This window comes from Kitasatospora purpeofusca (assembly GCF_000718025.1).
Classification (GTDB): domain Bacteria; phylum Actinomycetota; class Actinomycetes; order Streptomycetales; family Streptomycetaceae; genus Kitasatospora; species Kitasatospora purpeofusca.
The window spans coordinates 46,171-70,836 of sequence record NZ_JODS01000014.1 but is presented as its reverse complement, the minus strand read 5'-3'; the positions used below and the strand labels follow the sequence as shown (position 1 = coordinate 70,836).

The following is a 24,666-nucleotide window of genomic DNA, read 5'->3' as shown; positions in this document are numbered from 1 at the left end:
GGGCTTGGGGGTGCCGTGCGGAGGGAAGGACGGACCTCGCCCGGCCATCCGCTTGGCTGGTACACAGTCAACTACTGTCCGTAAAGCCACCGGTGGTGCCAGTAGGGGGTGCATTTCTCGCACGGGGGGCCGCTTCGGGGGGCCAGGATCGGGCACCAGTCAGTCAAAGGCTTGGGGGACGGGCATGATGGCACCAGACGGCATCGGCGCCGTGCTGAGGCGGATCCGGGAGACTGCCGAACTCACCCGCGAAGAGCAGGCCCGGCTCCTGCAGGACGCTCAAGGCGGCACGTGGTTCGACCCGGAGAACCTGAAGCGCTGGGAGACCGAGCGACGCCTGCCGACCCCGAGGTGGCGCCAGCTGCTGGCCGACGGATACGGGCTCTCGGTGGAGGAGGTCGCCCGAGCGGTGGCCGTCTCGCGGCGCTGGCGCAAGCTCCACCAGCAGCCGGTCGACGACGAAGGAGAGGAGGGTACGGCGGTGAATCGACGACAGTTTCTCGGCGCGGCGGCACTGGCGACAGGGGTCGCCGCGCTGCCCGGCATCGCGGAGGCACGAGAGGGGATCGACGCCGGCCTATCCGGTTCCGACGCCGGCGATCTCGCCTACCTCGACGGGGCGTTCGAACGCCACCGCGGCGGCTACCGCGGTCGGGCGCCCGGCATCGTGCTGGCTCAGATGCGCCAGGACCTCGGCCTCCTGCAAGCCGTCCTCAGCCGCCCGCACCCCGCCGGCACCCGAACCGACCTGGCCCGCACCGCAGCCGGGATCACCGGACTGGTCGCGATCATCCAGCACGACCGAGGCGACCAGCGTGACTCCCACGGCTGGTTCGCCACCGCCGAGAAGGCTGCCCGCGAATCCGGCGACCAGTACATGCTCGCCTGGGTCCTGGCCCGGCACGCGATGGTCCCGCTCAACTACGGCGCTCCGAACGCCGCCGCGAACCTGGCCATCAGCGCCCGCCGCGAGGCGGGCCGAACCCCCACGGCCGCCGCAGCCCTGGCCGCCGCCGTCACCGCGCGCGCCCTGGCCTCCATCGGTGACCACCGAGGAGCCCTTCGCGCGGTCGCCGACGCCCGCAACGTCGCCGAACACCTCAACACCGCGCAGGCCGCCGACACCTGGTTCGGCTACCCGCTCCAGAAGCACCACGTCCACCTGTCCCAGGCGTTCACGCTGATGGGCCGCACCCGTGAAGCAAACGCCGAACAGGAAGCAGCCCTCGCCCTCACCAAATCGCCGTCCGTCATGACCAGGGCCCTGCTGACCATGGACGCCGCGACCTGCCTGAGCATGGACGGCGACCCGGCCGCGGCCGCTGACATGGCCGTTGGGGTTTGGCAGCAGCTGCCGGCGGGGTTCCGGGACGGGCTGGTCCGCTCCCGTGCCGAGGCCCTTCACCGCACCCTCGCCGGATCGGCTCACACACGGCTCGGCGAGGCGCTGGTTGGTTGATGCGGATCGGACGTAGCGGGGGGTGGGGTCCGGACGGGCCCGTAACCCGCTCCGGCGCACGAACACGGTCGCCGCGAAACCGGTGGCCTCGTTCTGTCGGCCTTAACGGCCCAACGTCGGACGGACGAGCAGAACGTCAATCCACTGCCACCCAAACCGCTCCTTCGGGGGAATGGCTTGGGCGGCAGTGCTCTGTCTGCGACGGGGCGGCAAGGCTGGGGGCATGTCGTTCGTTGTTGCTGCCGGGCAGTGGGTCCTGCCCGAGTCGCCGTATGCGCTCTGGGTTCGGGGCGAACTCGACGAGCATCTCGGGCTGCCTGAGCGGTTGCGGGTAGAAGCGATCGGTGGCGAGTTCGTCGTGGCACCGTATCCACCGGTGGTTCACGCTGCGATCCTCTCGGACCTGCATCAAGGGCTGTTCCGCGCCGAGTCCAGGGATCAAGGCTTCCCGTGGCAGGTGTTGCAGCACGTTGGTGTCGATCTTGCCGAAGGGGACGGTTACTGTCCCGACCTCGCCCTGGTGAGCGCTGAGGTGGATCTGCTGGCAAACGCGGGGGACCGATATCTTCGCCCGGACGAGATCAGCCTGGTCGCCGAGGTCACTGCGTACCCCGGCGCACACAACGACCGGCGCCCGGTGTCCGGCAAGCCCACCAAGTGGAGCGGTTACGCGCGGAGCGGGGTGCCCTACTACCTGCTGGTGGACCGGGACCCGCAGCAGTCGGGCGTCACCCTGTTCGGCGAGCCGAACAGGGCTGAGGCTGCGTACCGAACCCTGGGTGAGTGGAAGTTCGGCGAGGCCGTCCGACTGCCGGGGCCGTTCGATGTCGAGATCGACACCGGTGCCTGGAGGCCCTGGCGCACGTAGGCGTGGTGGAACGCCGCCGCCCGCCCGAGTGCCTCGCCGCGCTGGGGATCGTGCTCATTCGGGGGCCTCTCTTTCCCGGCGGGCACGTTGCCCCCGCTGCATCAGCGCCCGCGCGCCGCTCGGCGGCGCGCGGGCGGGGCCGGGGCGGGCACCCGGCGCTGGGGGGTGGACGGTGGGGAACGGCGGGAGAACTGCCCAACGAAGCGGATGATGCGCGGGTGTTCACCCGGCGTGCGGCCGAGGTGCCAAAACGCCGCTGCCCGGGACTTCCGTAGGAGTCCCGGGCAGCGGCGTTCGGTGTGCGTGGCGGTCAGGCCGGCTTGGGCTTGCGGGCGACGGCGACGGCCAGGGCGGCGCAGAGGGTGGCCGCGAGGATCGCGAAGCCGCTGACGGCGGGGAGCAGGCCGTAGGACTGGACGAGGGCGCCGACGGCGACGATGGGGAGGGAGGAGCCGAGGTAGACGATGACCCAGAGGGAGGAGAGCTCGGAGCCCCTCCGTTCCGGGTTCATCGCGCCGACGGCGGTGGTGAACAGGGAGCGGAAGGCGATGCCCTGGCAGGCGCCGCCGAGGACGCTGCCGATGAAGAGCAGCGCCGGGGTGCCGGTGTACCCGGCGGTGACGACCAGGGCCAGGCCGGCGGCCAGGCCGGTCATGCCGAGGGCGATGACCACGCGGTCGGCGGTCGGCGGGACCAGCAGCTGGACGAGTGCCGAGGATCCGAGCAGCAGGGCCGCGACCACGGCGCCGATCAGCTTGGAGTCGGTGTGCAGCAGCTTGGTGGCGAAGGCCGGGGCCAGGCTGAGGTAGACGCCGAAGACCGCGTAGGAGATGAACCCGGCCGTGGCGGCGAGCAGGAACTCGCGGCGGCCGGTGTGCGGCAGCCGCAGGCGCTGCGGGCGCAGGTGGGCCGGGGTGGTGATCCGGGGCGGGTCGGCCGGCGGGCGGTTGCGGCCGGGCATCCGGGGGTGGACCAGGGCCAGCGGCACGCAGAGCGCGAGGAGGGCGATGGCGTGCAGCAGGAACGGGCTGAGCAGCGGGTCGGAGCCGCCCGCCAGCAGGGCGCCGACCACCGGGCCGAGCGCGACGCCGCCGGCCGAGCACGCCAGGGTGATCTTGGCGGCCAGGGTCGGCCGGTCGGGCAGCAGGTCGCCGAGGGCGGCCCCGGCGGCGCCGGTGGTCAGGCCGACGGCTATGCCCTGGACGGCGCGGCCGGCGGCGAGCTGCCAGAAGCTGCCGGAGGTGGCGAACACGACGTCGCCGACGGCGGACAGCGCCACGGCGGGCAGGATCAGGGCGCGGCGGCCCAGGTGGTCGGACCAGTGGCCGACCACGGCCAGTACCGGGACGAGTGCGAACACGTAGATCGCGAACAGGACGGTGGTGTCCAGCGCGGTCAGGTGCAGCTGTTGCTGGAGCAGCGAGTAGATCGGCGTCGCCAGATTGGCGCCGATGAGCATGAGCAGCAGGGCAGCGCCGACGAGGCCGACGCGGACACCGCGCAGCGCGTTCCAGCGGCTGATCGCGGCGAGCCGGAGCTGGGCGCGGGGCGCGAGCTCCAGGGGAAGCAGGGCCTCCGACAGTCGGCGTCCGTCGAGCTGCGCGGTGCGCAGGCCGGAGCCGGCGGGGGAGAGGTCCGCCATGGCAGGGGTCTCCTGTGGCCGGGCACCACGCGGGTCGGCGGGGTGTGCCGGCGCGCCCGTCCTGGGCGCTGTGGTGGTGGCCTCGGTGCGGGCTCCCTGGTGGTGCAGGTGAGCGAGAGCGGGGCTACGTTGCCCGTCGGTGCGCGCGGGGTTGTGCGCGGTACCGACTTCGAAGGATAAGGGGTGGGCGCGCGCTCGCGGCGCGCGCCCCTTGAGGCCGGGCATCGGGGGTGCCCGGCCTATACGCTGAGGTAGTGGGCCGGTACACGGAGGTGATCTCCGCGGTCCGGCCCGGCTGACCGTTCGGTGCAGCCCGATGGTGCTCGGTGAAGCTCGGTGTAGGGAGAACGCGCAACGATGGCCGCACGACGTCGCAGGAACGCCGGCCCCTCGGCGGCGGGGACCCCGGGCGAGGGCGCGGTGCTGCCCGCCGACCTGGAGCTGCAGGATCTGTACGGCGCGTTCGCCGCGCACGGACTGGACGACGAGGACCTGGACGACGCGGCGGTGCTGGTGCCGCCGGTCCGGCTGCCGGCCGAACCGGAGCTGGCCGCGCTGGCGAAGGCCGTCCCGATGTTCGACTGGGCGCTGCGGCTGTCCCGCTGGGCGGCCCCGCACCGGGCGGTGGACGAGTTCGGCGACCTCACCGCCCCGGACCGGCTCCCGGCCGCCCGGCTGCTCGGCCTCGCCCCCGAGGAGGGGGACGTCCCGGAGGAGGCGGTGGTCGAGGCGATGCGCGCCTGGTCGCTCGCCTGCGACCTGGACCTGGTCGAGATCGGCACCACGGCGGCCGGCGAGCACGTCGCCGTCCCGGGCCCGGACCTGGAGCCGGCCGAGGAGGGCGACCCCGAGACCGTCCTGGAGCTGTGGCTGACGGCCGCCGGGATCGTCCGCGAGCTGGCGGTGGAGGCGGACTCCCAGGAGCTGGAGGGGGAGGACGACGGGGACGCCGAGGCGGAGGCGGACGAGGAGGGCCTCGGCGAGGTCGAGGACGCCAGGGACGAGGCCGCCGAGCTGCTCGACGAGGCGCTGCAGGTGCTCTACGAGACCACGGCCTTCGCCGAGCCGGGCACCGAGACGGTGCCGCTGGGCGTGCTGGCGGCGCTGCTGGTCGTCCCCGAGGGCGAGGAGCCGAGCGACGAGCTGCTGGGCGACATCACCGATGTGATGGTGGCCCTGGACCCGATGCTCGCCGACCTCTCCGAGCTGGGCCTGCTGGACTACCGGCCGATCGACCCGGAGCTCTTCGACGAGGAGGAGGGCGAGGAGGCGGCCGGGGCCGGGGCGGAGGGCGAGCCGGCGGAGCTGGACGAGGCGGAGTCGGCCCGGTTCGGGCTGGTCCGGCTCACCCCGCTCGGCCAGTACGGGATCCGCCAGTGGCTGCTGGAGGACGGCTACGACGCGCCGCTGGTCGGCGATCTGGCCAAGGGGGACGCCGCCGCGCTGCTCCGCGGTGTCAGCGAGGCCGCCAATGTGCTGCCCGAGGAGGAGCTGAAGGTCTGGATCGAAGGTCGGGAGCCGGTGGCGGCGGCGCGCGAGCTGCTGGAGGCGGCGCGCGGCAGCGACGCGTACGCCCCGATGCGGCGGATGCTCTGCCACTCGGCGCTGACCCTGCTCGGTGCGCCCGCCGAACCGGCGGTGCGGGAGGTGCTGGGCGATCCGGAGCTGGGCGGCGGCGCGGCGGCCTGGCTGGTCGCGCTGGGCGCGGCGGACGTGCCCGCGCCGGACCGCGCGACGGCGCTGTGGACGGTCGTCGACGCCTTCGCGGCCCAGCTGCTGGACACCGGCGGCGATCCGGACCAGCTGCGCGAGCTGGTGGCGGAGCTGCCGGTGACGGAGGAGCCGGCGGACTACCTGGGCGAGCTGTGGCGGGTCGACCACCCGTACACGGCGGACGTGCTGGAGGCGGTCGGCGAGATGCACCCGGACCGGGCGGTGGCGAAGGAGGCCCGCAAGGCGGCGTTCAAGGCGCGCTCCAAGGGCTGAGGCCGCAAGCCCCCGCTGGTGCCCGGTACGGCGGGCGGGGGCTCAGCGGGGCAGGTCGAGCGAGCCGTCCTCGGTGAAGGGGAAGAACGGGTTGTGGGCCAGCTCCCAGAGGTGGCCGTCCGGGTCCTCGAAGTAGCCGGAGTAGCCGCCCCAGCCGGTCGGCGCCGGCGGCTTGACCACCACGGCGCCGGCCTCCACGGCCGTCGCCAGCGCGGCGTCGACCAGGGCCGGGGACTCCAGGTTGACCGCGAGGGTGACGCCCCGGAAGGCCGGCTCGCCCGCGGACGGCACGCCCGCGTCGGCGGCCAGCTCGTCGTGCGGGAAGAGGCCGAGCACCGAGTCGGCGGTGCGGAACCAGACGATCTCCGGGCTGGAGGCGGCGGACCGGTGCCAGCCGAGCGCCTCGTAGAAGCGGGCGCTGCGGTCGAGGTCGGTCACGCCGAGGGTGACGATGCTGAGCCGGGCCGGGAAGTCCGTGGTTGCTGTCATGCCGCCAGCGTAGGGAGGGGGACCGACAGCGGCGCCCCGGGCAGGGCTGTCCGGCGGGAACAGGGCGGGACAGGGCGGGACGCGGGCCGGACGAGGGCCGGACGCGCGCCGGACGAGGGCCGGACGCGCACCGGACGAGGGCCGGACCAGGCCGGCCGGGGGAGGACGGGGGCGGGACGGTGCCCGGTGGCCGCCCGCCCGGCGGCGGATCGGCCGGGTGCGCAAAGGGCCTGATGACCCGGCAGGTCGGGCCACGTATCGTTGCCGGGGTCTACGGCACGGCGGGAACGGCGAGGACAGGGGGTGCGGCGCGGGATGACGCGGGCGAGCGGAGGCGGTCGGAGCGGTCGGTACGGGGACGGTGCGGGCACGGTGGACCCGTGCGGCCGCCCGGGGGACTGTCCGCGCGAGTGCCGGGTCGGCGACCTGGAGGAGTTCCTCGGCGGTCAGGAGGACCTCGCCCGCCGGACCCTCGCCGCGGCCGACTTCCCGCTGTACGGCGTGGTGCCCGCGGCGGGACCGGGCGGTCCGGTCGCGCTGGTCGCGTTCGGCGGCGGCGCGGATCCCGTTCCCGGCTGGGTCGAGGTCGGCACCGGCGACTGGACCTCGGCGGCCGGCCCCTACGTCACCGTGCGCACCCACCGGCCGGGCGCCGACCGGTACGAGCCGCTGCCCGAGCTGGAGGACGTGGTCGAGGACGAGCGCGACCGGGTCTACGAGCAGCTCGGGGTCGACGAGGGCGACACCCCGGGCCGGGTCAGGGCGCTGCGCGAGTGGATCACCGTCGACGGCCGGGCGCACGCCGTCGAGGTGCACGAGGACCGGCGCGGCCTGTGGTCCGGCGCGCCGCTGCCCGGCTGCTGCCCGATGGGCGGCGCCGAGCCGGTCTGGGCGGGCCGGTTCCGGGTGGACGGGCTCACCGTGACGGTCTGCGGGCGCGGGGTGCCGCCGGGCGGCGTCGAGCTGGCCCGGATCCAGGACCCGGAGAGCTGTCTGCGCGGCCGCACCGAGCTGCTGCGCGAGCTGGCCGCCCGGCGCGGCCGGTGCCTGCCGGTGGAGCGGCGCGAGCTGGCCCCGGTCACCGGACTGGAGGCGCACCGGGAGGTGATCGCGCACGGCATCAGCGAGGCCGCCGCGGTCGAGGCCCGGCTGCGGTCCGGGCGGCCGCCGCGGCCGCTGCGGGGGGCGCGCGCGGAGGCGGGCGCGCTGCGGTGGGAGGCGGCGGTGCGTCAGCAGATGCGGCTCGCCTCGGAGACCAGGCCGGAGGCGGCGGAGGCGGTGGCCGCGATGGTCGAGCAGCTCCGGCGGCTGTCCCAGCTGACCCACTGGGTGGTGGGGACGCCGGAGGGCGACGCCGCGGTGGAGGAGTCGATCCGGTACTCGGTGTTCGCCAGCGAGGTGGCGAGTCTGCCGGCCCAGCTGGCCTGGCAGCGGGTACGGGCCGGGGAGCGGGTGCGGGACGGGGAGCGGGTGCGGGACGGGGAGCGCGGGGAGCACCACCGGATGGGCGAGCAGCTGTGGCTGGCGGCCTGGGAGCAGTGGCGGGTGGCGCGGGCCGGCCGCTGAGGCGGCCGGGCGGCGGGCCGGTTGAACGGCGGCCCTCCCGGGGGCCGAACGGGGGGTGGCCGGGGCCCGGCCGGTGGTGTGACCTGTGGGTACATGGCAAAAGTTGAGTCATGGGTTCGAATACGGTCGGCAAATGGCCGCTCTGACGCGGTGTCCCCTTTACCGGCTGTTCACCGGGCGGGCGGAGTCTGCTGGGCGTCGACGACCGTTCTCGACACCTCGCACGCCGCGCACCGGGTCCGCCCGGTCGGCTCCCCAGCCTTCAGGAGTGACTGCCATGTCGCTGTCCCGTCGGGACTTCGTCAACCGTTCCACCCTCGTCGGGGCCGGTGTTCTGATCGCCGGCAGCGCGGAGGCCCTGGCCACCGCCCCGGGTGCGATCGCCGCTCCTGCCGGTGGCGAGGCGCCGGCCGCCGAGGCCGCCGAGGCCGAGCGCCTCGCCGTGGGCTACGGCCCGCTGGTCGCCGACACCCAGGGCGGCCTGCTCGCCCTGCCCAAGGGCTTCAAGTACAAGGTCGTGAACCGCGCCGGCGTCACCAAGCTGCGCACCGGTGAGTTCACCCCGAGCAACCACGACGGCACCTCGGCGTTCGAGGACGAGCGCGGCGGCAACCTGCTGGTCGTCAACCACGAGCTGGGTGGCGCCCGCGCCAACTGGCCCAACCCGGTCCCGCTGACCGAGGGCCACGTCTACGACCCGGGCGCGGCCGGCGGCTGCACCATCGTGCACGCCAAGGCCAACGGCACGGTCGAGCAGTGGGTCGGCATCGCCGGCACCGCCACCAACTGCGCCGGTGGCGTCACCCCGTGGGGCACCTGGCTGTCCGGCGAGGAGACCGAGGACAAGGCCGGCAAGAACGGCTTCACCAAGGACCACGGCTACATCTTCGAGGTCGACCCGTTCGACGACGACTACAACCGCGACCCGCAGCCGGTGAAGGCCTTCGGCCGCTACGCCCACGAGGCCGTCGTCGTCGACCCGAAGCGCGGTCACGTCTTCCTGACCGAGGACGCCTCGAACCCCAACGGCCTGCTCTTCCGCTGGACCCCGCCGGCCGGCTTCAAGCACGGTCGCTACCAGCTGCGCAAGCTGGCCGCCGACGCCGGTGTGCTGGAGGCCTTCAAGGTCTTCGACGCCCAGGGAAAGTTCATCGACGACCTGTCCCGCGCCACCAAGGTCGGCACCACCTACGGCGTGGACTGGGTCAAGGTCCAGGACCGCGACGCCAGGACCGTCTCCGTCCGCAAGCAGTTCAAGGACGGCGAGGTCACCCGCGCCCGCAAGCTGGAGGGCATGTGGTGGGGTGACGGCGGCTTCTACTTCGTCTCCAGCTTCGCCCGCTCGGAGAGCCCGCTGCAGCACGACGGCCAGGTCTGGTTCTACAGCCCGGTCCGCCGCACCATCACCCTGAAGGTCCTGCTGGGCGTCAACACCGACGTCTGGGGCGACCACGACAACTTCGACGGCCCGGACAACATCACCGTCTCGCCCTACGGCGGCATCGTGATCGCCGAGGACGGCGAGGGTGTCTCGCACCTGTTCGGCGCCACCGAGGACGGCCTGACCTTCCCGATCGCCCGCAACGAGCTGAACATCGGCACCGCCGAGAAGCCCGAGTTCAGCGAGTTCACCGGCGTCACCTTCTCGGACGACGGCAAGACCCTCTTCGCCAACATCCAGACCCCGGGCATCCAGCTGGCCATCACCGGCCCGTGGCACCGCCTGAACGAGCACAAGCGCGGCCAGGGCTACGGCCAGTGAGCTGACCGCGAGTGAGTGATCGGGGCCCGCTTCGGCGGGCCCCTTTCGCGTGCCCGACGTACGGGCCCCGGGGACGTACGGGGGTGCCGTCAGGAGTCGGCCGGCAGCCGCAGCTGGAGCATCGCCAGCAGCCGCTGCTGCGGCTGGGCCAGGTCGATCCCGGTCAGCTGCTCGGCCCGGCGGACCCGGTACCGCAGGGTGTTCGGGTGGATGTGCAGGGCGTCCGCCGCGACCCGGACCTCGCCCAGCGCGTCCAGCCAGGCCAGCACCGACTCGGCGAGCCTGGTCCCGTGCCTGCGGTCGTAGGAGGTCAGCGCGGTGAGCCGCGGGTCGCGCAGGCCGTCGCGCTCCTGGAGCAGCGCCAGCACCTCGCTGACCAGCACCTCCGCCTGGACGTCGATCAGCGCCGCGACCTCCAGGTCGACCCCGCCGCGGCCCATCGCGTCCAGGATCCGGTCCGCCTGCGCGCGCGACTCCGGCACCTGGGCGAGGCCCTCCACGGTCGAACCGAGCGCCGCCCGCAGCCGGACGCCCAGGTGGTCCCTGGCCGCCTCGACCACCTCCTGAGCCCAGCCGCGCACGGTGGCCATCGGCAGGTTCGCGGGCAGGTCGGGCAGCAGCACGTACACCCGGGACTCGATCGGCGCGAGCAGCGCGGCGCGGTGCCGGGCCGCCGTGTGCACCGAGATGAGGCCGGTCACCTCGGCCCGGGTGAGCTGCTCGGTGGTGCCCGCGCTGTACGCCAGCACGGTGGCCGGGCGCCGCACGTCGAGGCCGAGGTGGGTGGCCAGCGACTGCGGGCCGGTGGAGCCCTCCAGCAGACCGGTGACCAGGGTCCGGGTGAGCCGGACGTCCGCGGACAGCTCCCGGCGGCGGCGCACCAGCTGGGCCGCGGCCACCCGGGCCGCGCCGACCAGCGCCTGCTCGGCGAGCGGCGCGAGCGGCCGGGCGCCCTCCTGCACCCAGATCGTGCCGAGCGGCTGCGCGCCGGTCCTGATGCCGATCGCCAGCCGGCGGCGCAGGCCGAGCTCCGGGTGGGGGTCGACGGCGATCACGGTGTCCGAGGTGCGCAGGTGCTGGAAGACGCCCCACTCGCGGAGCTTGGACAGGTACGGCTCGGGGCCCTGCCAGCCGAGGATGGAGAGCCGGCGCAGGTCGTCGACCTCGTCGGAGTCGGAGGAGCGCGAGTAGGCGAGCACCCGGCTGGAGGTGTCCTCGATCGAGACGATGCCGTTGGTGAGCACGGCGACGGTCTGGGCGAGCGAGAACAGGTCGCCGGCGTTGTGCTCGGGGGAGCCGGGCGCGTCCGGGGTGTCCGGTCCGGCGATGATCGCCCGGGCCAGGGAGTCGAGGTGCTCCCAGCGGGTCTCCCGGCGCACCGAGAGCAGCGCCACGCCGGCCTCGGTGGCCGCCTCGCGCAGCGCGTCGGCCTGGCCGGGGGCGTCCAGCTTGACGGCGACCGCGGCGGCCCCGGCCCGGCCGGCCGCGCGCAGGGCCGGGAGGGCGGCCCGGCCGCGGGCGCCGATGGCGAGCACGAGTTCGCCCGGGGCGGCGGTGGGCGGGTCCTCGGGGTCGAGGATGGCCACGTCGCGGACCGGGACGTCGAGGCCCTGCGGGGCGGTCTGGAGCTCGACCAGCGGCTCGCCCAGGGACATCAGCAGCTGCCGGAGCGGGAGGCCGGGGGCGGTCATCGGGCCTCCTCAAAGGTGTCCGACGGGCGGCGGGGGTCGGCCGCCGCCGTGGCCGGTGGCGGGTCGGGAGTGAACCGGGAGTGGGTCCGAGGTGGGTCCGGTGTGGCCGGTGGGTGGCCGAAGGGTGGCTTTCGTCCGAATCCTTCATCCGGTCGGACAACGCCGTCCGGATGATTTTAGCCGTCCGGCCAATCAAGCGACCCCTGATGCAGGAATAGCGTTCGTCATGTGGCCGTCGTGCGATCCGCGTCGGCATCCCCCGCAAGGAACGAAGGAGAGCGTGCGCTCATGGATGCTGTGACCCAGGTCCCCGCGCCGGTGAACGAGCCGGTCCACAGCTACGCCCCCGGCAGCCCGGAACGGGCCCGCCTGGAGGCGAAGCTGAAGGAGCTGGGCGGCCAGGAGCCGGTCCAGCTGACCATGACGATCAACGGTGAGCGCCGGATGGGCGGCGGCACCGAGTTCCACGTCGTCCAGCCGCACAACCACGCGGCGAGGCTCGGAACCCTGCGCAACGCCACCCAGGCGGACGCGCAGGAGGCCATCGACACTGCCCTGGCCGCGGCCCCGGCCTGGCAGGCGCTCTCCTTCGACTCCCGCGCCGCGATCTTCCTGCGCGCCGCCGACCTGCTGGCCGGCCCCTGGCGCGAGACCCTGGCCGCCGCCACCATGCTCGGCCAGTCCAAGACCGCGCAGCAGGCCGAGATCGACACCCCCTGCGAGCTGGTCGACTTCCTGCGCTTCAACGTGCACTTCGCCCGCCAGATCATGGCCGAGCAGCCGATCTCCTCGGACGGCGTGTGGAACCGCAGCGACCACCGCCCGCTGGAGGGCTTCGTCTACGCGATCACCCCGTTCAACTTCACCGCCATCGCCGGCAACCTGCCGACCGCGCCGGCGCTGATGGGCAACGTGGTGCTGTGGAAGCCCTCGCCGACCCAGCAGTTCTCCGCGCACCTGCTGATGCAGCTGCTGGAGGCGGCCGGCCTGCCCAAGGGCGTCATCAACATGGTGACCGGCGACGGCCTGGACGTCTCCGCCGTCGCGCTGAAGCACCCGGCGCTGGCCGGCATCCACTTCACCGGCTCCACCGCCACCTTCCAGCACCTGTGGCGCGAGGTCGGCAACAACATCTCCGGCTACCGCACCTACCCGCGGATCGTCGGCGAGACCGGCGGCAAGGACTTCCTGGTCGCCCACCCGTCCGCCGACCGGGCCGTGCTGAAGACCGCGATGACCCGCGGCGCCTTCGAGTTCCAGGGCCAGAAGTGTTCGGCGCTCTCCCGCGCCTACGTCCCGGCCTCGATCTGGGCCGAGCTGAAGGACGACTTCCGCGCCGAGGTCGACGGTCTGACCATGGGCGACGTCACCGACCTGTCGAACTTCATGTCCGCCGTCATCGACGACCGCGCCTTCGCCAAGAACAAGGCCGTGATCGACCGCGCCCAGGCCGACCCGCAGGTCGAGGTCCTGGCCGGCGGCACCTACGACGACAGCGTGGGCTACTTCGTCCGGCCGACCGTGCTGGTCTGCCAGGACCCGGCCTCGGAGTACTTCCGCGACGAGTACTTCGGCCCGGTCCTCGCCGTGTACGTCTACGAGGACGACAAGTACGACGAGATGCTGACCCAGATGGAGTCGGTCTCGGACTACGCCCTGACCGGCGCGATCATCTCCCAGGACCGCGAGGCCGTCCAGCACGCGATGCTCAAGCTGCGCAACGCGGCCGGCAACTTCTACATCAACGACAAGCCGACCGGCGCGGTCGTCGGCCAGCAGCCGTTCGGCGGCGCCCGTGCCTCGGGCACCAACGACAAGGCCGGCGCCAAGCAGAACCTCGCGCGGTGGACCTCGACCCGCTCGGTCAAGGAGACCTTCGTCCCGCCGACGGACTACCGCTACCCGCACATGGGCTGACCGTCCCACCGGGACCCGTACGCGGTCCCCTGACGCCCCCCGGCCCCGCAGCCGGGCGGCGTCCCCACGGGCGGCGGACCGACCACCCCCCTCGGTCCGCCGCCCGTCCCTTTCTGCCACCCCTTGGAAACACCAGCTCCAGGAGTCACGATGCTCCGTTCCGCCCTCCTCGCCGCCTCCCGTTCGGCCCAGGTCCGCACCGTCGTCGAGAAGTTCCCGCCGACCCACGCGATAGTCGAGCGCTTCGTCGCCGGCGAGGCCCTCGACGACGCCGTCACCGCCTGCGACGACCTCGTCGCGACCGGCCGCAAGGTCACCCTGGACCACCTCGGCGAGGACACCCGCGACTCCGCCCAGGCCGCCGGCACCGCCGAGGCCTACGAGCACCTGCTCAAGGCGCTCAAGGAGACCGGCCTGGCCGCCGGCGCCGAGGTCTCGGTCAAGCTCTCGGCCGTCGGCCAGTTCCTCCCGGTGGACGGCGAGAAGATCGCCCTGGAGAACGCCCGCCGCATCTGCGAGGCCGCCGCCGACGCCGGCACCACGGTGACCCTCGACATGGAGGACCACACCACCACCGACTCCACCCTCGCCATCGCCCGCGAGCTGCGCCAGGACTTCCCCTGGCTGGGTGTCGTGCTCCAGGCCTACCTGCGCCGCACCGAGGCCGACTGCCGCGAGTTCTCCGGCCCCGGTTCGCGGGTGCGCCTGTGCAAGGGCGCCTACAAGGAGCCCGAGTCGGTCGCCTTCCAGGGCAAGCACGAGGTCGACCTCGCGTACGTCCGCGCGCTCAAGGTCCTGATGGCCGGCGAGGGCTACCCGATGATCGCCTCGCACGACCCCAACATGATCAAGATCGCCGGCCAGCTGGCCGAGTGGAACGGCCGCAAGCGGGACTCCTTCGAGTACCAGATGCTCTTCGGCATCCGCCCCGAGGAGCAGCTCCGCCTCGCCGCCGAGGGCAACACCATGCGGGTCTACCTCCCGTACGGCGAGGAGTGGTACGGCTACTTCATGCGCCGCCTCGCCGAGCGCCCGGCCAACCTCACCTTCTTCCTGCGCGCCATGGCCACCCGCGGCTGACCCCCGCGGCAACCGCCCGGCCCGGGTCCCCCTTCCGCGATGGGGGGACCCGGGCCGTCGTGCGTCCGGGGGTGCTCCGTGCGGGGGCCGGGCCGGGTGTGGCGGGATTTCACTCGATGGCGGGAGGGGGGATCGGCGTAGGATCTTCGTGCTGGTGAACTCTGGCGTGTGAGCGAGGAGTTGGCATGGTGCTGAAGCGGTTCGCGGAGCTGTCCACGCCGTTGGTGGCGGATGCGTGCATGCGGGTGGGGGTGGGGTTGCGGGTGGCGCCGGCCGGGGTGGTGGGGGTGGTGCCGGGGGGTCGGGTCGCCGGGCGGGTGCTGCCGGTGCGGCACTACGGGAGTGTGGACGTGTTCCTGGAGGCGTACGGCGCGGCCGGGCCGGGGGACGTGCTGGTGATCGACAACGGCGGGCGGACGGACGAGGCGTGCGTCGGGGACCTCGCCGTGCTGGAGGCGCGGGCGGCGGGGATCGCCGGCGTGGTGGTGTGGGGGCTGCACCGGGACACGCCGGAGCTGGTGGAGATCGGGCTGCCGGTGTTCAGCTACGGCAGCCTGCCGCTCGGTCCGCTGCGGCTGGACGCGCGGGAGCCGGAGGCGCTGGCCACGGCGAGGTTCGGGCCGCACCTGGTGAGCGCGGCGGACGCGGTGTTCGCGGACGCGGACGGGGTGCTGTTCGTGCCGGGCGCGCGGCTGGACGAGGTGCTGGAGACGGCGGCCGGGATCGCCAGGACCGAGCGGTCGCAGGCGGAGCGGATCCGCTCCGGGGACACGCTGCGGCGGCAGACGTCGTTCGACGAGTTCCTGGAGCGTCGGGCCGCCGACCCGGGGTACAGCTTCCGGCAGCACCTGCGGCGGGTCGGCGGGGCGATCGAGGAGTAGGCGGAGGCCCCGGGGGGAGGGGGCTCAGAGCGCCAGGTGCATGACGTGCAGGGCGACGTAGCCGTGCACGGGGTGGTGGAAGGCCTCCGGGACGGTGCCGACGACGGTGAAGCCGAGCGACTCGTAGAGCTTCACCGCGTGCTCGTTGGAGGCGACCACGGCGTTGAACTGGACGGCCCGGTAGCCGGACCGGCGGGCCCAGTCGATGCTGTCGAGGACGAGCGCCCGGCCGATGCCCCGGCCGCCGTGCGCCGGGTCCACCATGTAGCTGGCGCTGGCGACATGGCCGCCGTTGCCCATCTGGTTGCGGTTCATCTTGGCGGTGCCGAGCACCGCGCCGGTGGCCTCGTCGACGGCGACCACGGTGCGGTGCGGCTCGGGCAGCAGCCACCACTCCCGGCCCTGCTCGAAGCCGAGGTCGAGCGGGTAGGTGAAGGTCTCGCCGGCGGCGACGATCGACTGGAAGAACGGCCAGATGCCCGGCCAGTCCTCGGTGGTGGCTTCCCTGATCAGCATCCGGACATGATGCGCGGCGGACGGCGGGAGGTCCAGTCGTTTTCTCCCGCCGCCCGACCGGCCGTCAGAGCATCGAGGCGGCCGGCTTGACCATCGCGCGGGCGGTCTTGGCGTCGACGTACTCGCCGATCGCGGTCATCACCCATTCGCCCGAGTACTGGCGGATCAGCTTGCACATCACCACGCCGGTGCGGGCCTCGGAGTGGGTGAGGTCGAAGCGGACCAGCTCCTCGTTGGTGCCCGCGTCGACCAGGCGGCAGTAGGCGTTCTTGACCTCGGTGAACTTCTGGCCGGAGAAGGAGTTCACCACGAACACCAGGCCGCACACCTCCGGCGGCAGGCCGTTGAGGTGGACGGTGATCGACTCGTCGTCACCGCCGCCCTCGCCGGTCAGGTTGTCGCCGGAGTGGGCGATCGCGCCGTTGAAGATGCCCAGCTTCATGAACCAGGCGGTGTCCAGCTTCTCGCGCTTGGCGTCGAAGGCGAGGCAGGAGGCGTCGAGGTCGATGTTGCGGCCGCGGCCGGCGGGCTCCCAGCCGAGACCCATCCGGATCGAGGAGAGGAAGGGCTTGCCGTTCTTCTCCAGCGAGACCGAGCCGCCCTTGGTGAGGCTGACCCGGCCCTTGTCCAGGGTGACCTTGGTGAGGGAGGGCGCGCCGGCCGCGGCGGGCGGGGCCGGGGGCATCGGGGGCGCGCTCTGCGGCATCGGCGGGGCGGAGGCCATGGCGAGCCGGGGGTCGACCGGGCCGGCGGCCGGCGGCGGGGTCGGCGCGGCGGGGGCCGGGGCGGGCGCGGGCGGCGCGACCGGGGTGACCGGGGCGGCGGCGGGCGCCGGTGCCGGCTGGTCGTCGACCGAGACGCCGAAGTCGGTGGCGATGCCGGCCAGGCCGTTCGCGTAGCCCTGGCCGACCGCGCGCACCTTCCAGGCGCCGTTGCGCTGGTAGACCTCGACCACGATCAGCGCGGTCTCCCGGCCGAGCGCCGGCGAGGTGAAGGTGACCAGTACCTCGCCGGTGGCGGCGTCGCGGACGGTCGCGGTCGGTTCGATGCCCGCGAAGGTGGCGCCCGCCTCGTCGGGACTGGCGGTGACCACGATCTTGCTGATCCCGGCCGGGACGGCGGCGGTGTCGACGATGATGGCGTCCGGGCTGCCCGCGGCGGCCGGGCGGTGGGTCACCCCGGGCCCGTTGGGGGCGTTGTAGAAGACGAAGTCGTCGTCCGAACGGACCTTGCCGGCATCGGTCAGCAGCAGGCCCGAGACGTCCAGCGCCTTGGGTGCGGTGACCTCGACGGTCACCCGCGCGGCGGTCAACGGGGCGTTGCCGCCTTGGGTCAGGACCGTGGACACGAACTCCTCCTGGGAATGACGTGGTGCGGGGCCGGCCCCGGCGGTGGGGCGGCTGTGCCGACTGGCGACCACAGTAACGAACGAGGTCGGCCGGATGAGCCCGATCGGGTCGCTGACCTGTCGGGTTGTCCGACCGGAGCGGGCCGGGCCGGACGGCGGTGGTGCGGTGGTGCGGCGGCGCCGGGGCCGCTCAGCGGGCGGGTGCGGTCAGCGGACGGGTGCCGTCGCGCCGCGCCGGTGCCGTGGGGCCGGGGCGTACCTCGGTCCCGGTGGCGGACGGTGCGGCGAAGGTGCCGAGGGCGGCCACGGCGCGCGGCCGGTCGATCCCGAAGGCACTGGCCTTCCAGGACTCGATGGTCCGGGGGTCGGCGGTCCGGGGGTCGGCGCGGCGCGGTGCGGGCGTACGGATGCCGAGCACGGCGAAGGTGTACCGACCGGGGCGGACGTCGGTGCCGGGCGGGGTGGTGAAGCGGTACACCGCCGCGCCCCGCTCCTGGTGGGTGGTGATTACGGCGCCGGCCAGGTCCGTCCAGACGGTGCCGGCGCCCGGGGCCGACCCGCCCGGGGCGAGGCGGAACTCGGCCTGGAGCGCGGTCAGCGGCTCGGTGACGGTCAGCGCGAGCAGGTGGCGGGTCCCGTCGCGGCCGAGCGGCTGGACCAGGGCCGCGCCGGTGAGCGCCAGGTCGTCGGCGTTGTCGGTACCGCCCTTGACGCCCTTTCCGCCCTTGTCGCCCGGTTCACCCGTGGCTCCCTTTTCGCCGGTGCCGCCGGTGCCGTCGGTGCCGCCGGTCCCGGGGTCGGTGAGGACCTCGCCGGGCCGGCCGGGCGCAGGCGTCGGGGTGCCCGGCGCGGGGGCGAGCGGGCGGGACGCGGTCGGGGAGGGGGAGGGCGCGGGGGTGGCCGGGGCCGTCGCGGTGGGTGCCGGCTCCTCGGCGGGCCGGTCGGCGGTCGGCCGGTCGGCGTTGCGGGAGGCGGGCTGCTCCTCGGCGGGCTGTCCGGCGGCGAGGGTGTCCTGGCCGCCGCCGGCGGTGCCCGTTCCGGTACCGGTGCCGTGTCCCCCGGCGGGCTCGCCGGTCACGCCGTGCCGGGGCGGCGGGCCCTCGGCGAGCGGCACGCCGGTGGAGGAGCCGCCGCGGGGCGCGGCCGGGGTGGCGGACCGCGGGCCGGGGGTGCTCCCCGGGGCCCGGGGGCCGGCCGTCGGGCTGTTCGGGTCCTTCGAGCCGTCGGGGCCGGTCGGGCCGGGCACGGGGACGGCCGGGGTGGCCGGGGGACGGCCCGCGGTGGCGGCCGGGGCGTCGCTCTCCCGGTCGGCCGTGGTGCCGGAGGCGGGACCGGTGCCGGTGCCGGAGGCGGCACCCGATCCGCTGTCGGGGCCGACGGCCGGGCTGGGCGGCGGGGCGCTGGAGCCGACCCGGGCGACCCCGGCCCGGCGGCCCACGCCCTGTTGCTCGTTCAGCAGCAGGGTGGTGGCGATGCTGATGCCCACGACGGTGGACATCGCCATCGCGGCGCCTGAGAAGCGCAGGGTGGGCAGCCGCAGACGGCCGCCGAACGGGCCGGGCCGTCCGTGCCGGCCGTGCCTGGTGCGGTAGCGCTCGTGCGGGTACGCCGCGTCCTGCCCGGTGTCCTCGGACGGACCCACCGGACCCCTCCCTCCCCTGAAGTCACCGTTGCGGTCGCGGCATTCTCCCACGTACCGACGGCGGCGCCGGTGCCGCCGACCGGGCGGACGGCCGCCGGGCCGGCCCGGTGCGGTCGGTCCGACCGGGATCCGGTCGGGGGGCGTCGTCCGGGACGCGTCCGGGCCCGGCCCGAGCATCCCCCCGGGGCCGCGCGTGCGGAGTCCGCCGGGTGCGCGCGGGCGTGCGCCGGCAGGGGGACGAGCGTAGCAGCGGGTACCCGGGCGGTGGCCAGAGTCCGGACCGAATGGATCAAATCCGTGGACAACCCTTTGCCCAGCGGAAGTTGACGGTCCGTCTGACAAGGCCGGTAAGGGACCCCGGGAGCGTTCGGGGATTATTGCAACCCCCTTGCAACCCTTGCCGGTCCGTCGCGCGGTGGCGCAGTCTGGGGGGCATTCCACGCCGTCCCGGAGAGACCGTCATGCCGCCCGACCCGCTGCCAGCACCCTCCAGTGCCCCTCTCGCCGCTACCCCCACGGGCGGCGAAGAGGCAGGCTCCACCGCCGCTCCGGCGGCGGTGGAGGAGGTGCTGTCCCTGCGGATCTCGCTGGGCGAGGAGGTGGTCGGAGAGGTCCGTACGCGGTTCCGGTTCGACGCCGCGCGCCCGTACGAGGTGCTGCTGACGTTCCATCTGGGGCGGCCGGACGAGGCCGACTGGGTGTTCTCGCGCGAACTGCTGCGCGACGGCCTGCGCTCGTTGAGCGGTCAGGGCGACGTCAAGCTGTGGCCGGCCTACTGTCCGTGCCACGGCTCGACGTTGCACCTGGCGCTGGAATCGCCGCACGGCAGCGCCCTGCTGGAGGTCTCCATGCCGAAGGTCCGGGCGTGGCTGGACCGGACGTACGCGCTTGTCTCGGAGGAGGCTGAGCGGGCCCACGGGCCGAGCGACGCCGAGCTGACCGAGCTGCTGTCCGGCGGCCGCTGAGCCCGGGGCGGGTGCCCCGGGCCGACGGACGGTGCCCGGACGGGCGGTGCTCGGGCCGACGGACGGCGACCGGACCCGGCGGTGGGCTCGGGTCGGCGGTGGGCTCAGGCCAGCGGGAGCCGGCCGGTGCGCGGAGCCAGCGCTCCCGGTAACGGTGGCGGGCCGGGGAGCCGGACGGTGCCGCCCGCGAGCCCCGCGCGGAGCCTGCGTACGGCCGGGCCCGAGGAGGACGGCAGCAGGTCGTACGGGTCCTCCGGTCCGGCCACGCCGACCAGGACCGATTCAGCGAAGCGGTACGGCCGGTGGGCCAGCAGGCCGCCCAGGTGGCGGCGGAGCCGGGACAGCTCGGCCCGCACCGTGACCGTCCTGGCCGGGTCCCCGAACAGCGCGTCGGCCAGCTGGGCCGCGCTGAGGCCGTTCCGTTCGGTGGCGAGCAGGAGCAGCAGTTCGGCGTGGCGGGGGCTGAGCGAGTGCGACCAACTGCCGGCCGCGCCGTGCACCGACAGCGCCGGGCTGCCCGGCCGGCGCAGGTCGAGCCGGACCCGGGCGCCCTCGGCCTGCTCGGCGAGCAGTCCGCCGAGGCCGCCGGGCCCGTCGGGAGTTCCGGGGCCGTCGGGGCCGTGCGGGCCCGCGGGGTCTGCGGCCGGGGCCGGGGCGGTGCTCCGGAGCGGGACCGGGCGGACCAGCCAGCCGTCGGCGAGCGGCTCGATCACGCACTCGCCCAGGCTGGGCAGCCAGTGCACGGCGGCGGTGCTCCAGCCCTCGGCGGGCAGTCGCAGCCGGGCCGGTGGCGGCAGGCCCGCCGCCGCGGCGGTCCAGCCGGCCGCGTCGACGACCAGGGCGGGCCCGTTCACCCGGGCCAGCATCGGGGCGGCGAGGGTGCGCAGGTGGTGCAGCGATTCGAGGCGGCGGGCGCGCAGCTCGGTCTCGGCGAGCTTGGCGGCGGTGGCGGTCAGCTGGAGCAGGTAGGGGCGGACGGAGTGGGCCGGGCCGCTGAGGTTGATCGCGCCGATCAGCCGGCCGGTGCCGGGGTCGTGCACGGGGGCGGCGACGCAGGTCCAGGAGTGGTGGCTGCGCAGGTAGTGCTCGGCGGAGTGGACCTGCATCGGCCGCTGGGCGCGCAGGGCGGCGGCGATCCCGTTGGTGCCGACGCTCTCCTCGATCCACCGGGCGCCGGTGAGGAAGCCGATCCGGTCGGCGCTGCGGCGCAGGCCGCGCTCGCCCTCCTGCCAGAGGATGTGGCCGTCCGCGTCGGCGATGGCGAGGATCAGCGGGGGCTGGCCGGACTGTTCGAGCAGGGTGCCGCGGAGGACGGGGAGCAGCGGGTCGAGGCCGCTGGTGCGGCGGCGGTGCTCGATCTCGGCGGGGCCGAGGTGGACGGCGGCGGCGCCCGCGTCCGGGTCGAGGCCGAGGCGGCGCAGGCGTTCCCAGGAGTCGCCGATCTCGGGGCGGGGCTGGGACAGCGGCGGGTCGTCGGGGGTGGTGTCGCGGGCGGCGGCGCGGGCGGCGGCCTCGGCGAGGGCGCGCTCGTGGACCTTGGCGAGCTCCGCCGCGGTCTGCGGAGTACGACGTTCGGGTCGTCGGGTCTGCCGTCCTGGCTGCCGCACTCGGTTCGCTCCTCGCCGCCGTTCGAGGGCGCGCCGGGGCCGACGCGCTGACGAAAGAGTACGGGCGCCACCCGTTCCTGGGGATGGGGTCTGCCAACTCGGAATACCCGGCGGTATGAGAGTGGACATGCCAATGACCGCGAGTGTCCGGCCGGGGGTGGGAAGGGGTGTGGCGAGGGGCCGGGAGCGGTGGGCCGGTGCCCGGTTCCGGAGCGGCCGAGGCGGGCTGCGGCAAGCGGGCGCGCGGGGCCTGCGGGGTGCGCGCCCGGCGCACGGGTGCGTGGCAGGGGCGCGTGTCCGAATGCTGGTCACGGCGGCCGGTGCGGGGGGCGGACGGCGGTCCGGCTCGGGCGCGCCCGATATCGACCGTAGTCCGATGGCGATCGCCGTTCTGGTAGTAGTTGTCTTCATGCTCCCGATTGTTTGCAGAGTGTTCGGTCATCGGCCTGCCCGCCGTCACACCGGTGCCGACCGGTGACGGCAGCGGTCCCGGCGTACGAGGCCGCGGCACAGGAGGCGGCGCTGCGAGGGCTGCCGGCGCACGGCCTTCCGGTGCACGAGCTGGCCGTGTACGACGGCAGCGGCATCTCCGGCGGCCTGTACAGCCGGGTGGTCGGCTGGGCGGACGCCGCGCCGCACTGGCTCGACCGGCTGGTCGAGCTCTGGTCGCTGCTCGGCCTCGGGCTCTTCGCGCTGCTGATGCTCGCCGCCTGGTGGCGGGCACGCGACGGCGGGCCGGCGGTGATGGCCCGGGTGCTGGTCTCGGCACCGGTCGTGCTGCTCGCCTACGTGGTGAACTCCGGCTTCAAGGGGCTGGTGGAGGAGGTCCGGCCGTGCGCGCAGCTGCGGGTGCGGGACACCCTGGAGAGCTGCCCCGGTCCCGGTGACTGGTCCTTCCCGAGCAACCACACCGTGATCGCCTTCGCGGCGGCCGCCGCGCTGTTCCTGGTCGACCGGCGGATCGGCGCGGTCGCCGTCGTGGCCGCCGTGCTGATGGGCGCCTCCCGGGTCTGGGTCGGGGTGCACTATCCGCACGACGTGCTGGTGGGGGCGGTGGTCGGCGTGCTGGTGGCGGTGCCGCTGGTGCTCGCGGCCGGCCGGGCCGGGCCGCTGGTGGCGCACGCCCGCTCCGGTCCGCTGCGGCCGCTGCTGGGCGCGGGGGCCGCGGCGGCGGTCGCCGGGCCGGGCCGGCCGGTCGGGACTGAGCGGGACTGAGCGGGACTGAGCGGGACCGGGCGGGGTCCGGCCGCACCGGTCGGCGCCCGGCGGTACCGGTCGGCACTCGGCGGTACCGGGCAGTACGGAACCGGCAGGCCGGACGCTGTCCCGACCCTTGTGCGGCAGGGGTGCCTGGGAAGAGCATGTGAGCCGGGCGCGGCGGCCCCCGACGGGGGCACCCGCCCGGCTCAGTCGTGCCAGGGCGCCGCGCGCCGGGCGTGCCAGTGGAGGGAAGTGCTGCTCATGCCGTACCGACTCGACATCACCCAGGGGGACTGGCCGGCCGAGGAGCTCGGCAAGGGCGTCGAGGGCCTGCTGGCCGAGGCGATGGTGCTCACCCTGGCGACGGCCGGCCACGAGCACGGCCCGCACGCCAACCTCGCCTTCTTCGCCTACGACGACGACCTCGTCCTCTACTTCGTCAGCGAGCGCTCCACCCGGCACAGCCACCACCTGGCCGAGGAGGCCCGGGCGGCGGCCACCGTGTTCCTGCCGCCGCCGGTCTTCGGCGAGCAGCTGCGCGGACTCCAGCTGACCGGCAGCGCGGGCGAGGCGTGGGGGCGGCAGGCCGAGTCGGCGCTGGCCGCGTACCAGGGGCGGTACCCGGCCTTCGCGCAGGACGAGGAGGTGCGGCGGCAGTTCCTGACCGGTGGCGGGGCGGCGGCGCTGTACCGGTTCCAGGTGGAGGGGCTGACAGCGGTGGACGAGCCGAAGTTCGGCCGGCGGAACTACCTGCGGGCGGCCGTGCGGCGCTGATCCCTGCCGGGGTGTCCGTCCGGGTGTCGTCGCGAGCCCGGGCAGCGCCATGTTGGCTGTACAACTTTTCGGTCGGTTCATCTGCGGTCCGCCGCTCGGACTCCCCTCGGACACCTGGCGGCACCAGCCTGGCCGCATGAGAGTCATCGTCGTAGGAGCAGGCGTGCTGGGCACCATGCACGCCTGGCAGGCCGTCGAGCGCGGCCACGAGGTCGTCCACCTGGAGCGCGAGGCCGAGGCGCGCGGCGCCTCGGTGCGCAACTTCGGCCTGGTCTGGGTCAGCGGCCGCGCGCAGGGCGAGGAACTGGACACCGCGCTGCGGGCCCGCGAGCTGTGGGAGCGGATCGGCGGGCAGGTCCCCGACCTCGGCTTCCGCGCCAACGGCTCGCTCACCGCGATCCGCACCGAGGCCGAACTCGCCGTCGCCGAGCAGGCGCTGACCCTGCCCGACGCCGCCGCGCGCGGCTACCGGCTGCTCGACGCCGAGCAGACCCGGGCCGCCAACCCCGCCCTGCGCGGCAAGCTGCTCGGCGCCCTGTGGTGCGAGCGGGACGCCGCGGTCGAGCCGCGCACCGCCCAGCCCGCGCTGCGCGCCGCCCTGACCGCCACCGGCCGGTACACCTTCCTGCCCGGGCGCGAGGTCCGCGACGTCGTCGGCGAGAACGCCGTCCGCGACGACCACGGCGACGTCCACACCGGTGACCTGGTGATCCTCTGCACCGGCGCCTGGCTGGGCGGCCTGGTCCGCGAGCTGGCGCCCGAGCTGCCGGTCCGCAAGGTGCGGCTGCAGATGATGCAGACCGACCCGCTGGACGAGCCGCTGACCACCTCGGTCGCCGACGGCGACTCCTTCCGCTACTACCCGGCCTTCGCCGGCGGCGCCCTGGACCACCTCCGCGAGGTCCAGCCGCAGCCGCCGGTCGCCGCCGAGCACAAGATGCAGCTGCTGATGGTCCAGCGCCGGGACGGCGGTCTGACCATCGGCGACACCCACGAGTACGACCACCCCTTCGGCTTCGACGTGGTCGAGGACCCGTACGACCACCTGGTCGGCGTGGCCGAGGAGCTGCTGGGCCGCCCGCTGCCCCGGGTCCGCCGCCGCTGGGCCGGCGTCTACGCGCAGTGCGTCGACACCACCCGGGTGGTCCACCGCGAGCGCGTCCGCGACGGCGTCTGGCTGGTCACCGGCCCCGGCGGCCGGGGCATGACCTGCTCGCCCGCGATCGCCGAGACCACCGCCGAACTCGCCGACCTGTAACTCCGCCCACCTGCA

The 24,666-nt window shown here is 74.6% G+C and carries 19 protein-coding genes; 12 read left to right on the top strand and 7 right to left on the bottom strand.

What is annotated here, in order from left to right; translation table 11 throughout:
• Positions 1-184: 184 nt before the first annotated feature.
• Together IF01_RS0120610 and IF01_RS44110 are read left to right on the top strand one after the other, a co-directional pair.
• Complete coding sequence (locus IF01_RS0120610; RefSeq protein ID WP_244215573.1) at positions 185-1,459, top strand: helix-turn-helix domain-containing protein; 1,275 nt, start codon at positions 185-187, stop codon at positions 1,457-1,459.
• A gap of 223 nt (positions 1,460-1,682) precedes the next feature.
• A complete protein-coding gene (locus IF01_RS44110) occupies positions 1,683-2,327 on the top strand; it encodes a Uma2 family endonuclease (protein WP_051755773.1) in 645 nt (214 codons plus the stop codon).
• A gap of 310 nt (positions 2,328-2,637) precedes the next feature.
• Here the strand turns inward: IF01_RS44110 and IF01_RS0120600 are convergent, their stop codons facing one another.
• Positions 2,638-3,969, bottom strand: coding sequence for an MFS transporter (locus IF01_RS0120600; protein ID WP_051755772.1), 1,332 nt, complete (start codon positions 3,967-3,969; stop codon positions 2,638-2,640).
• 357 nt (positions 3,970-4,326) lie between these two features.
• Here IF01_RS0120600 and IF01_RS48390 point away from each other — a divergent pair, with 357 nt between their 5' ends.
• A complete protein-coding gene (locus tag IF01_RS48390; protein WP_244215572.1) occupies positions 4,327-5,955 on the top strand; it encodes a hypothetical protein in 1,629 nt (542 codons plus the stop codon).
• Positions 5,956-5,997: 42 nt separating this feature from the next.
• Here IF01_RS48390 and IF01_RS0120590 read toward each other — a convergent pair whose 3' ends face one another.
• On the bottom strand, positions 5,998-6,444 hold the full coding sequence (locus IF01_RS0120590; protein WP_030394934.1) for a VOC family protein: 447 nt from the start codon (positions 6,442-6,444) through the stop codon (positions 5,998-6,000).
• Positions 6,445-6,816: 372 nt separating this feature from the next.
• Here IF01_RS0120590 and IF01_RS0120585 point away from each other — a divergent pair, with 372 nt between their 5' ends.
• On the top strand, positions 6,817-8,010 hold the full coding sequence (locus IF01_RS0120585; RefSeq protein WP_030394933.1) for a hypothetical protein: 1,194 nt from the start codon (positions 6,817-6,819) through the stop codon (positions 8,008-8,010).
• Positions 8,011-8,287: 277 nt separating this feature from the next.
• Positions 8,288-9,772, top strand: a complete 1,485-nt coding sequence (locus IF01_RS0120580; RefSeq protein ID WP_030394932.1) for an alkaline phosphatase PhoX — start codon at positions 8,288-8,290, stop codon at positions 9,770-9,772.
• 89 nt (positions 9,773-9,861) lie between these two features.
• On the opposite strand, the gene IF01_RS0120575 is transcribed toward IF01_RS0120580, so the two are convergent.
• Complete coding sequence (locus tag IF01_RS0120575; protein ID WP_030394931.1) at positions 9,862-11,463, bottom strand: PucR family transcriptional regulator; 1,602 nt, start codon at positions 11,461-11,463, stop codon at positions 9,862-9,864.
• A gap of 288 nt (positions 11,464-11,751) precedes the next feature.
• Between IF01_RS0120575 and pruA the strand changes: the two genes are divergently transcribed.
• From pruA to IF01_RS0120560, 3 genes are all read left to right on the top strand, one after another.
• Positions 11,752-13,380 (top strand): L-glutamate gamma-semialdehyde dehydrogenase, encoded by a 1,629-nt coding sequence (pruA, locus tag IF01_RS0120570; RefSeq protein WP_030394930.1) that lies wholly within the window; start codon positions 11,752-11,754, stop codon positions 13,378-13,380.
• A gap of 150 nt (positions 13,381-13,530) precedes the next feature.
• Positions 13,531-14,460, top strand: a complete 930-nt coding sequence (locus IF01_RS0120565) for a proline dehydrogenase family protein (RefSeq protein ID WP_030394929.1) — start codon at positions 13,531-13,533, stop codon at positions 14,458-14,460.
• Between the two features lie 185 nt (positions 14,461-14,645).
• Positions 14,646-15,341: an RraA family protein gene (locus IF01_RS0120560; RefSeq protein ID WP_369826123.1), complete on the top strand. Its 696-nt coding sequence runs from the start codon at positions 14,646-14,648 to the stop codon at positions 15,339-15,341.
• 24 nt (positions 15,342-15,365) lie between these two features.
• Here IF01_RS0120560 and IF01_RS0120555 read toward each other — a convergent pair whose 3' ends face one another.
• From IF01_RS0120555 to IF01_RS0120545, 3 genes are all read right to left on the bottom strand, one after another.
• Positions 15,366-15,857 (bottom strand): GNAT family N-acetyltransferase, encoded by a 492-nt coding sequence (locus IF01_RS0120555; protein WP_030394927.1) that lies wholly within the window; start codon positions 15,855-15,857, stop codon positions 15,366-15,368.
• 64 nt (positions 15,858-15,921) lie between these two features.
• Positions 15,922-17,193: a TerD family protein gene (locus tag IF01_RS0120550; protein WP_030394926.1), complete on the bottom strand. Its 1,272-nt coding sequence runs from the start codon at positions 17,191-17,193 to the stop codon at positions 15,922-15,924.
• Between the two features lie 202 nt (positions 17,194-17,395).
• Entirely contained in the window at positions 17,396-18,847 is a 1,452-nt protein-coding gene (locus tag IF01_RS0120545; RefSeq protein WP_030394925.1) for a hypothetical protein, read from the bottom strand.
• Between the two features lie 461 nt (positions 18,848-19,308).
• Between IF01_RS0120545 and IF01_RS45720 the strand changes: the two genes are divergently transcribed.
• Positions 19,309-19,812, top strand: coding sequence for an SsgA family sporulation/cell division regulator (locus IF01_RS45720; RefSeq protein WP_157855300.1), 504 nt, complete (start codon positions 19,309-19,311; stop codon positions 19,810-19,812).
• Positions 19,813-19,916: 104 nt separating this feature from the next.
• Here IF01_RS45720 and IF01_RS0120535 read toward each other — a convergent pair whose 3' ends face one another.
• Positions 19,917-21,419, bottom strand: a complete 1,503-nt coding sequence (locus IF01_RS0120535) for a GAF domain-containing protein (protein WP_051755770.1) — start codon at positions 21,417-21,419, stop codon at positions 19,917-19,919.
• Positions 21,420-21,893: 474 nt separating this feature from the next.
• On the opposite strand from IF01_RS0120535, the gene IF01_RS0120530 reads away from it, so the two are divergent.
• The 3 genes from IF01_RS0120530 (at position 21,894) to IF01_RS0120520 (ending at position 24,651) form a co-directional block, all read left to right on the top strand.
• On the top strand, positions 21,894-22,634 hold the full coding sequence (locus tag IF01_RS0120530) for a phosphatase PAP2 family protein (protein ID WP_341845496.1): 741 nt from the start codon (positions 21,894-21,896) through the stop codon (positions 22,632-22,634).
• A 246-nt stretch (positions 22,635-22,880) separates the two neighbouring features.
• The gene (locus tag IF01_RS44105) at positions 22,881-23,393 is read left to right on the top strand and encodes a pyridoxamine 5'-phosphate oxidase family protein (RefSeq protein ID WP_149030379.1); all 513 of its coding nucleotides are present in this window, start codon (positions 22,881-22,883) and stop codon (positions 23,391-23,393) included.
• 136 nt (positions 23,394-23,529) lie between these two features.
• Positions 23,530-24,651, top strand: a complete 1,122-nt coding sequence (locus IF01_RS0120520; RefSeq protein WP_030394921.1) for a TIGR03364 family FAD-dependent oxidoreductase — start codon at positions 23,530-23,532, stop codon at positions 24,649-24,651.
• Positions 24,652-24,666: the final 15 nt, after the last annotated feature.

Coding starts and splice junctions, on each gene's coding strand:
- IF01_RS0120565 (WP_030394929.1), top strand. CDS start 13,531: ATGCTCCGTTCCGCCCTCCTCGCCGCCTCCCGTTCGGCCCAGGTCCGC.
- IF01_RS0120555 (WP_030394927.1), bottom strand. CDS start 15,857: ATGCTGATCAGGGAAGCCACCACCGAGGACTGGCCGGGCATCTGGCCG.
- IF01_RS48390 (WP_244215572.1), top strand. CDS start 4,327: ATGGCCGCACGACGTCGCAGGAACGCCGGCCCCTCGGCGGCGGGGACC.
- IF01_RS44105 (WP_149030379.1), top strand. CDS start 22,881: ATGCCGTACCGACTCGACATCACCCAGGGGGACTGGCCGGCCGAGGAG.
- IF01_RS0120600 (WP_051755772.1), bottom strand. CDS start 3,969: ATGGCGGACCTCTCCCCCGCCGGCTCCGGCCTGCGCACCGCGCAGCTC.
- IF01_RS45720 (WP_157855300.1), top strand. CDS start 19,309: ATGCCGCCCGACCCGCTGCCAGCACCCTCCAGTGCCCCTCTCGCCGCT.
- IF01_RS0120520 (WP_030394921.1), top strand. CDS start 23,530: ATGAGAGTCATCGTCGTAGGAGCAGGCGTGCTGGGCACCATGCACGCC.
- IF01_RS0120610 (WP_244215573.1), top strand. CDS start 185: ATGATGGCACCAGACGGCATCGGCGCCGTGCTGAGGCGGATCCGGGAG.
- IF01_RS44110 (WP_051755773.1), top strand. CDS start 1,683: ATGTCGTTCGTTGTTGCTGCCGGGCAGTGGGTCCTGCCCGAGTCGCCG.
- IF01_RS0120580 (WP_030394932.1), top strand. CDS start 8,288: ATGTCGCTGTCCCGTCGGGACTTCGTCAACCGTTCCACCCTCGTCGGG.
- pruA (WP_030394930.1), top strand. CDS start 11,752: ATGGATGCTGTGACCCAGGTCCCCGCGCCGGTGAACGAGCCGGTCCAC.
- IF01_RS0120575 (WP_030394931.1), bottom strand. CDS start 11,463: ATGACCGCCCCCGGCCTCCCGCTCCGGCAGCTGCTGATGTCCCTGGGC.
- IF01_RS0120560 (WP_369826123.1), top strand. CDS start 14,646: ATGGTGCTGAAGCGGTTCGCGGAGCTGTCCACGCCGTTGGTGGCGGAT.
- IF01_RS0120590 (WP_030394934.1), bottom strand. CDS start 6,444: ATGACAGCAACCACGGACTTCCCGGCCCGGCTCAGCATCGTCACCCTC.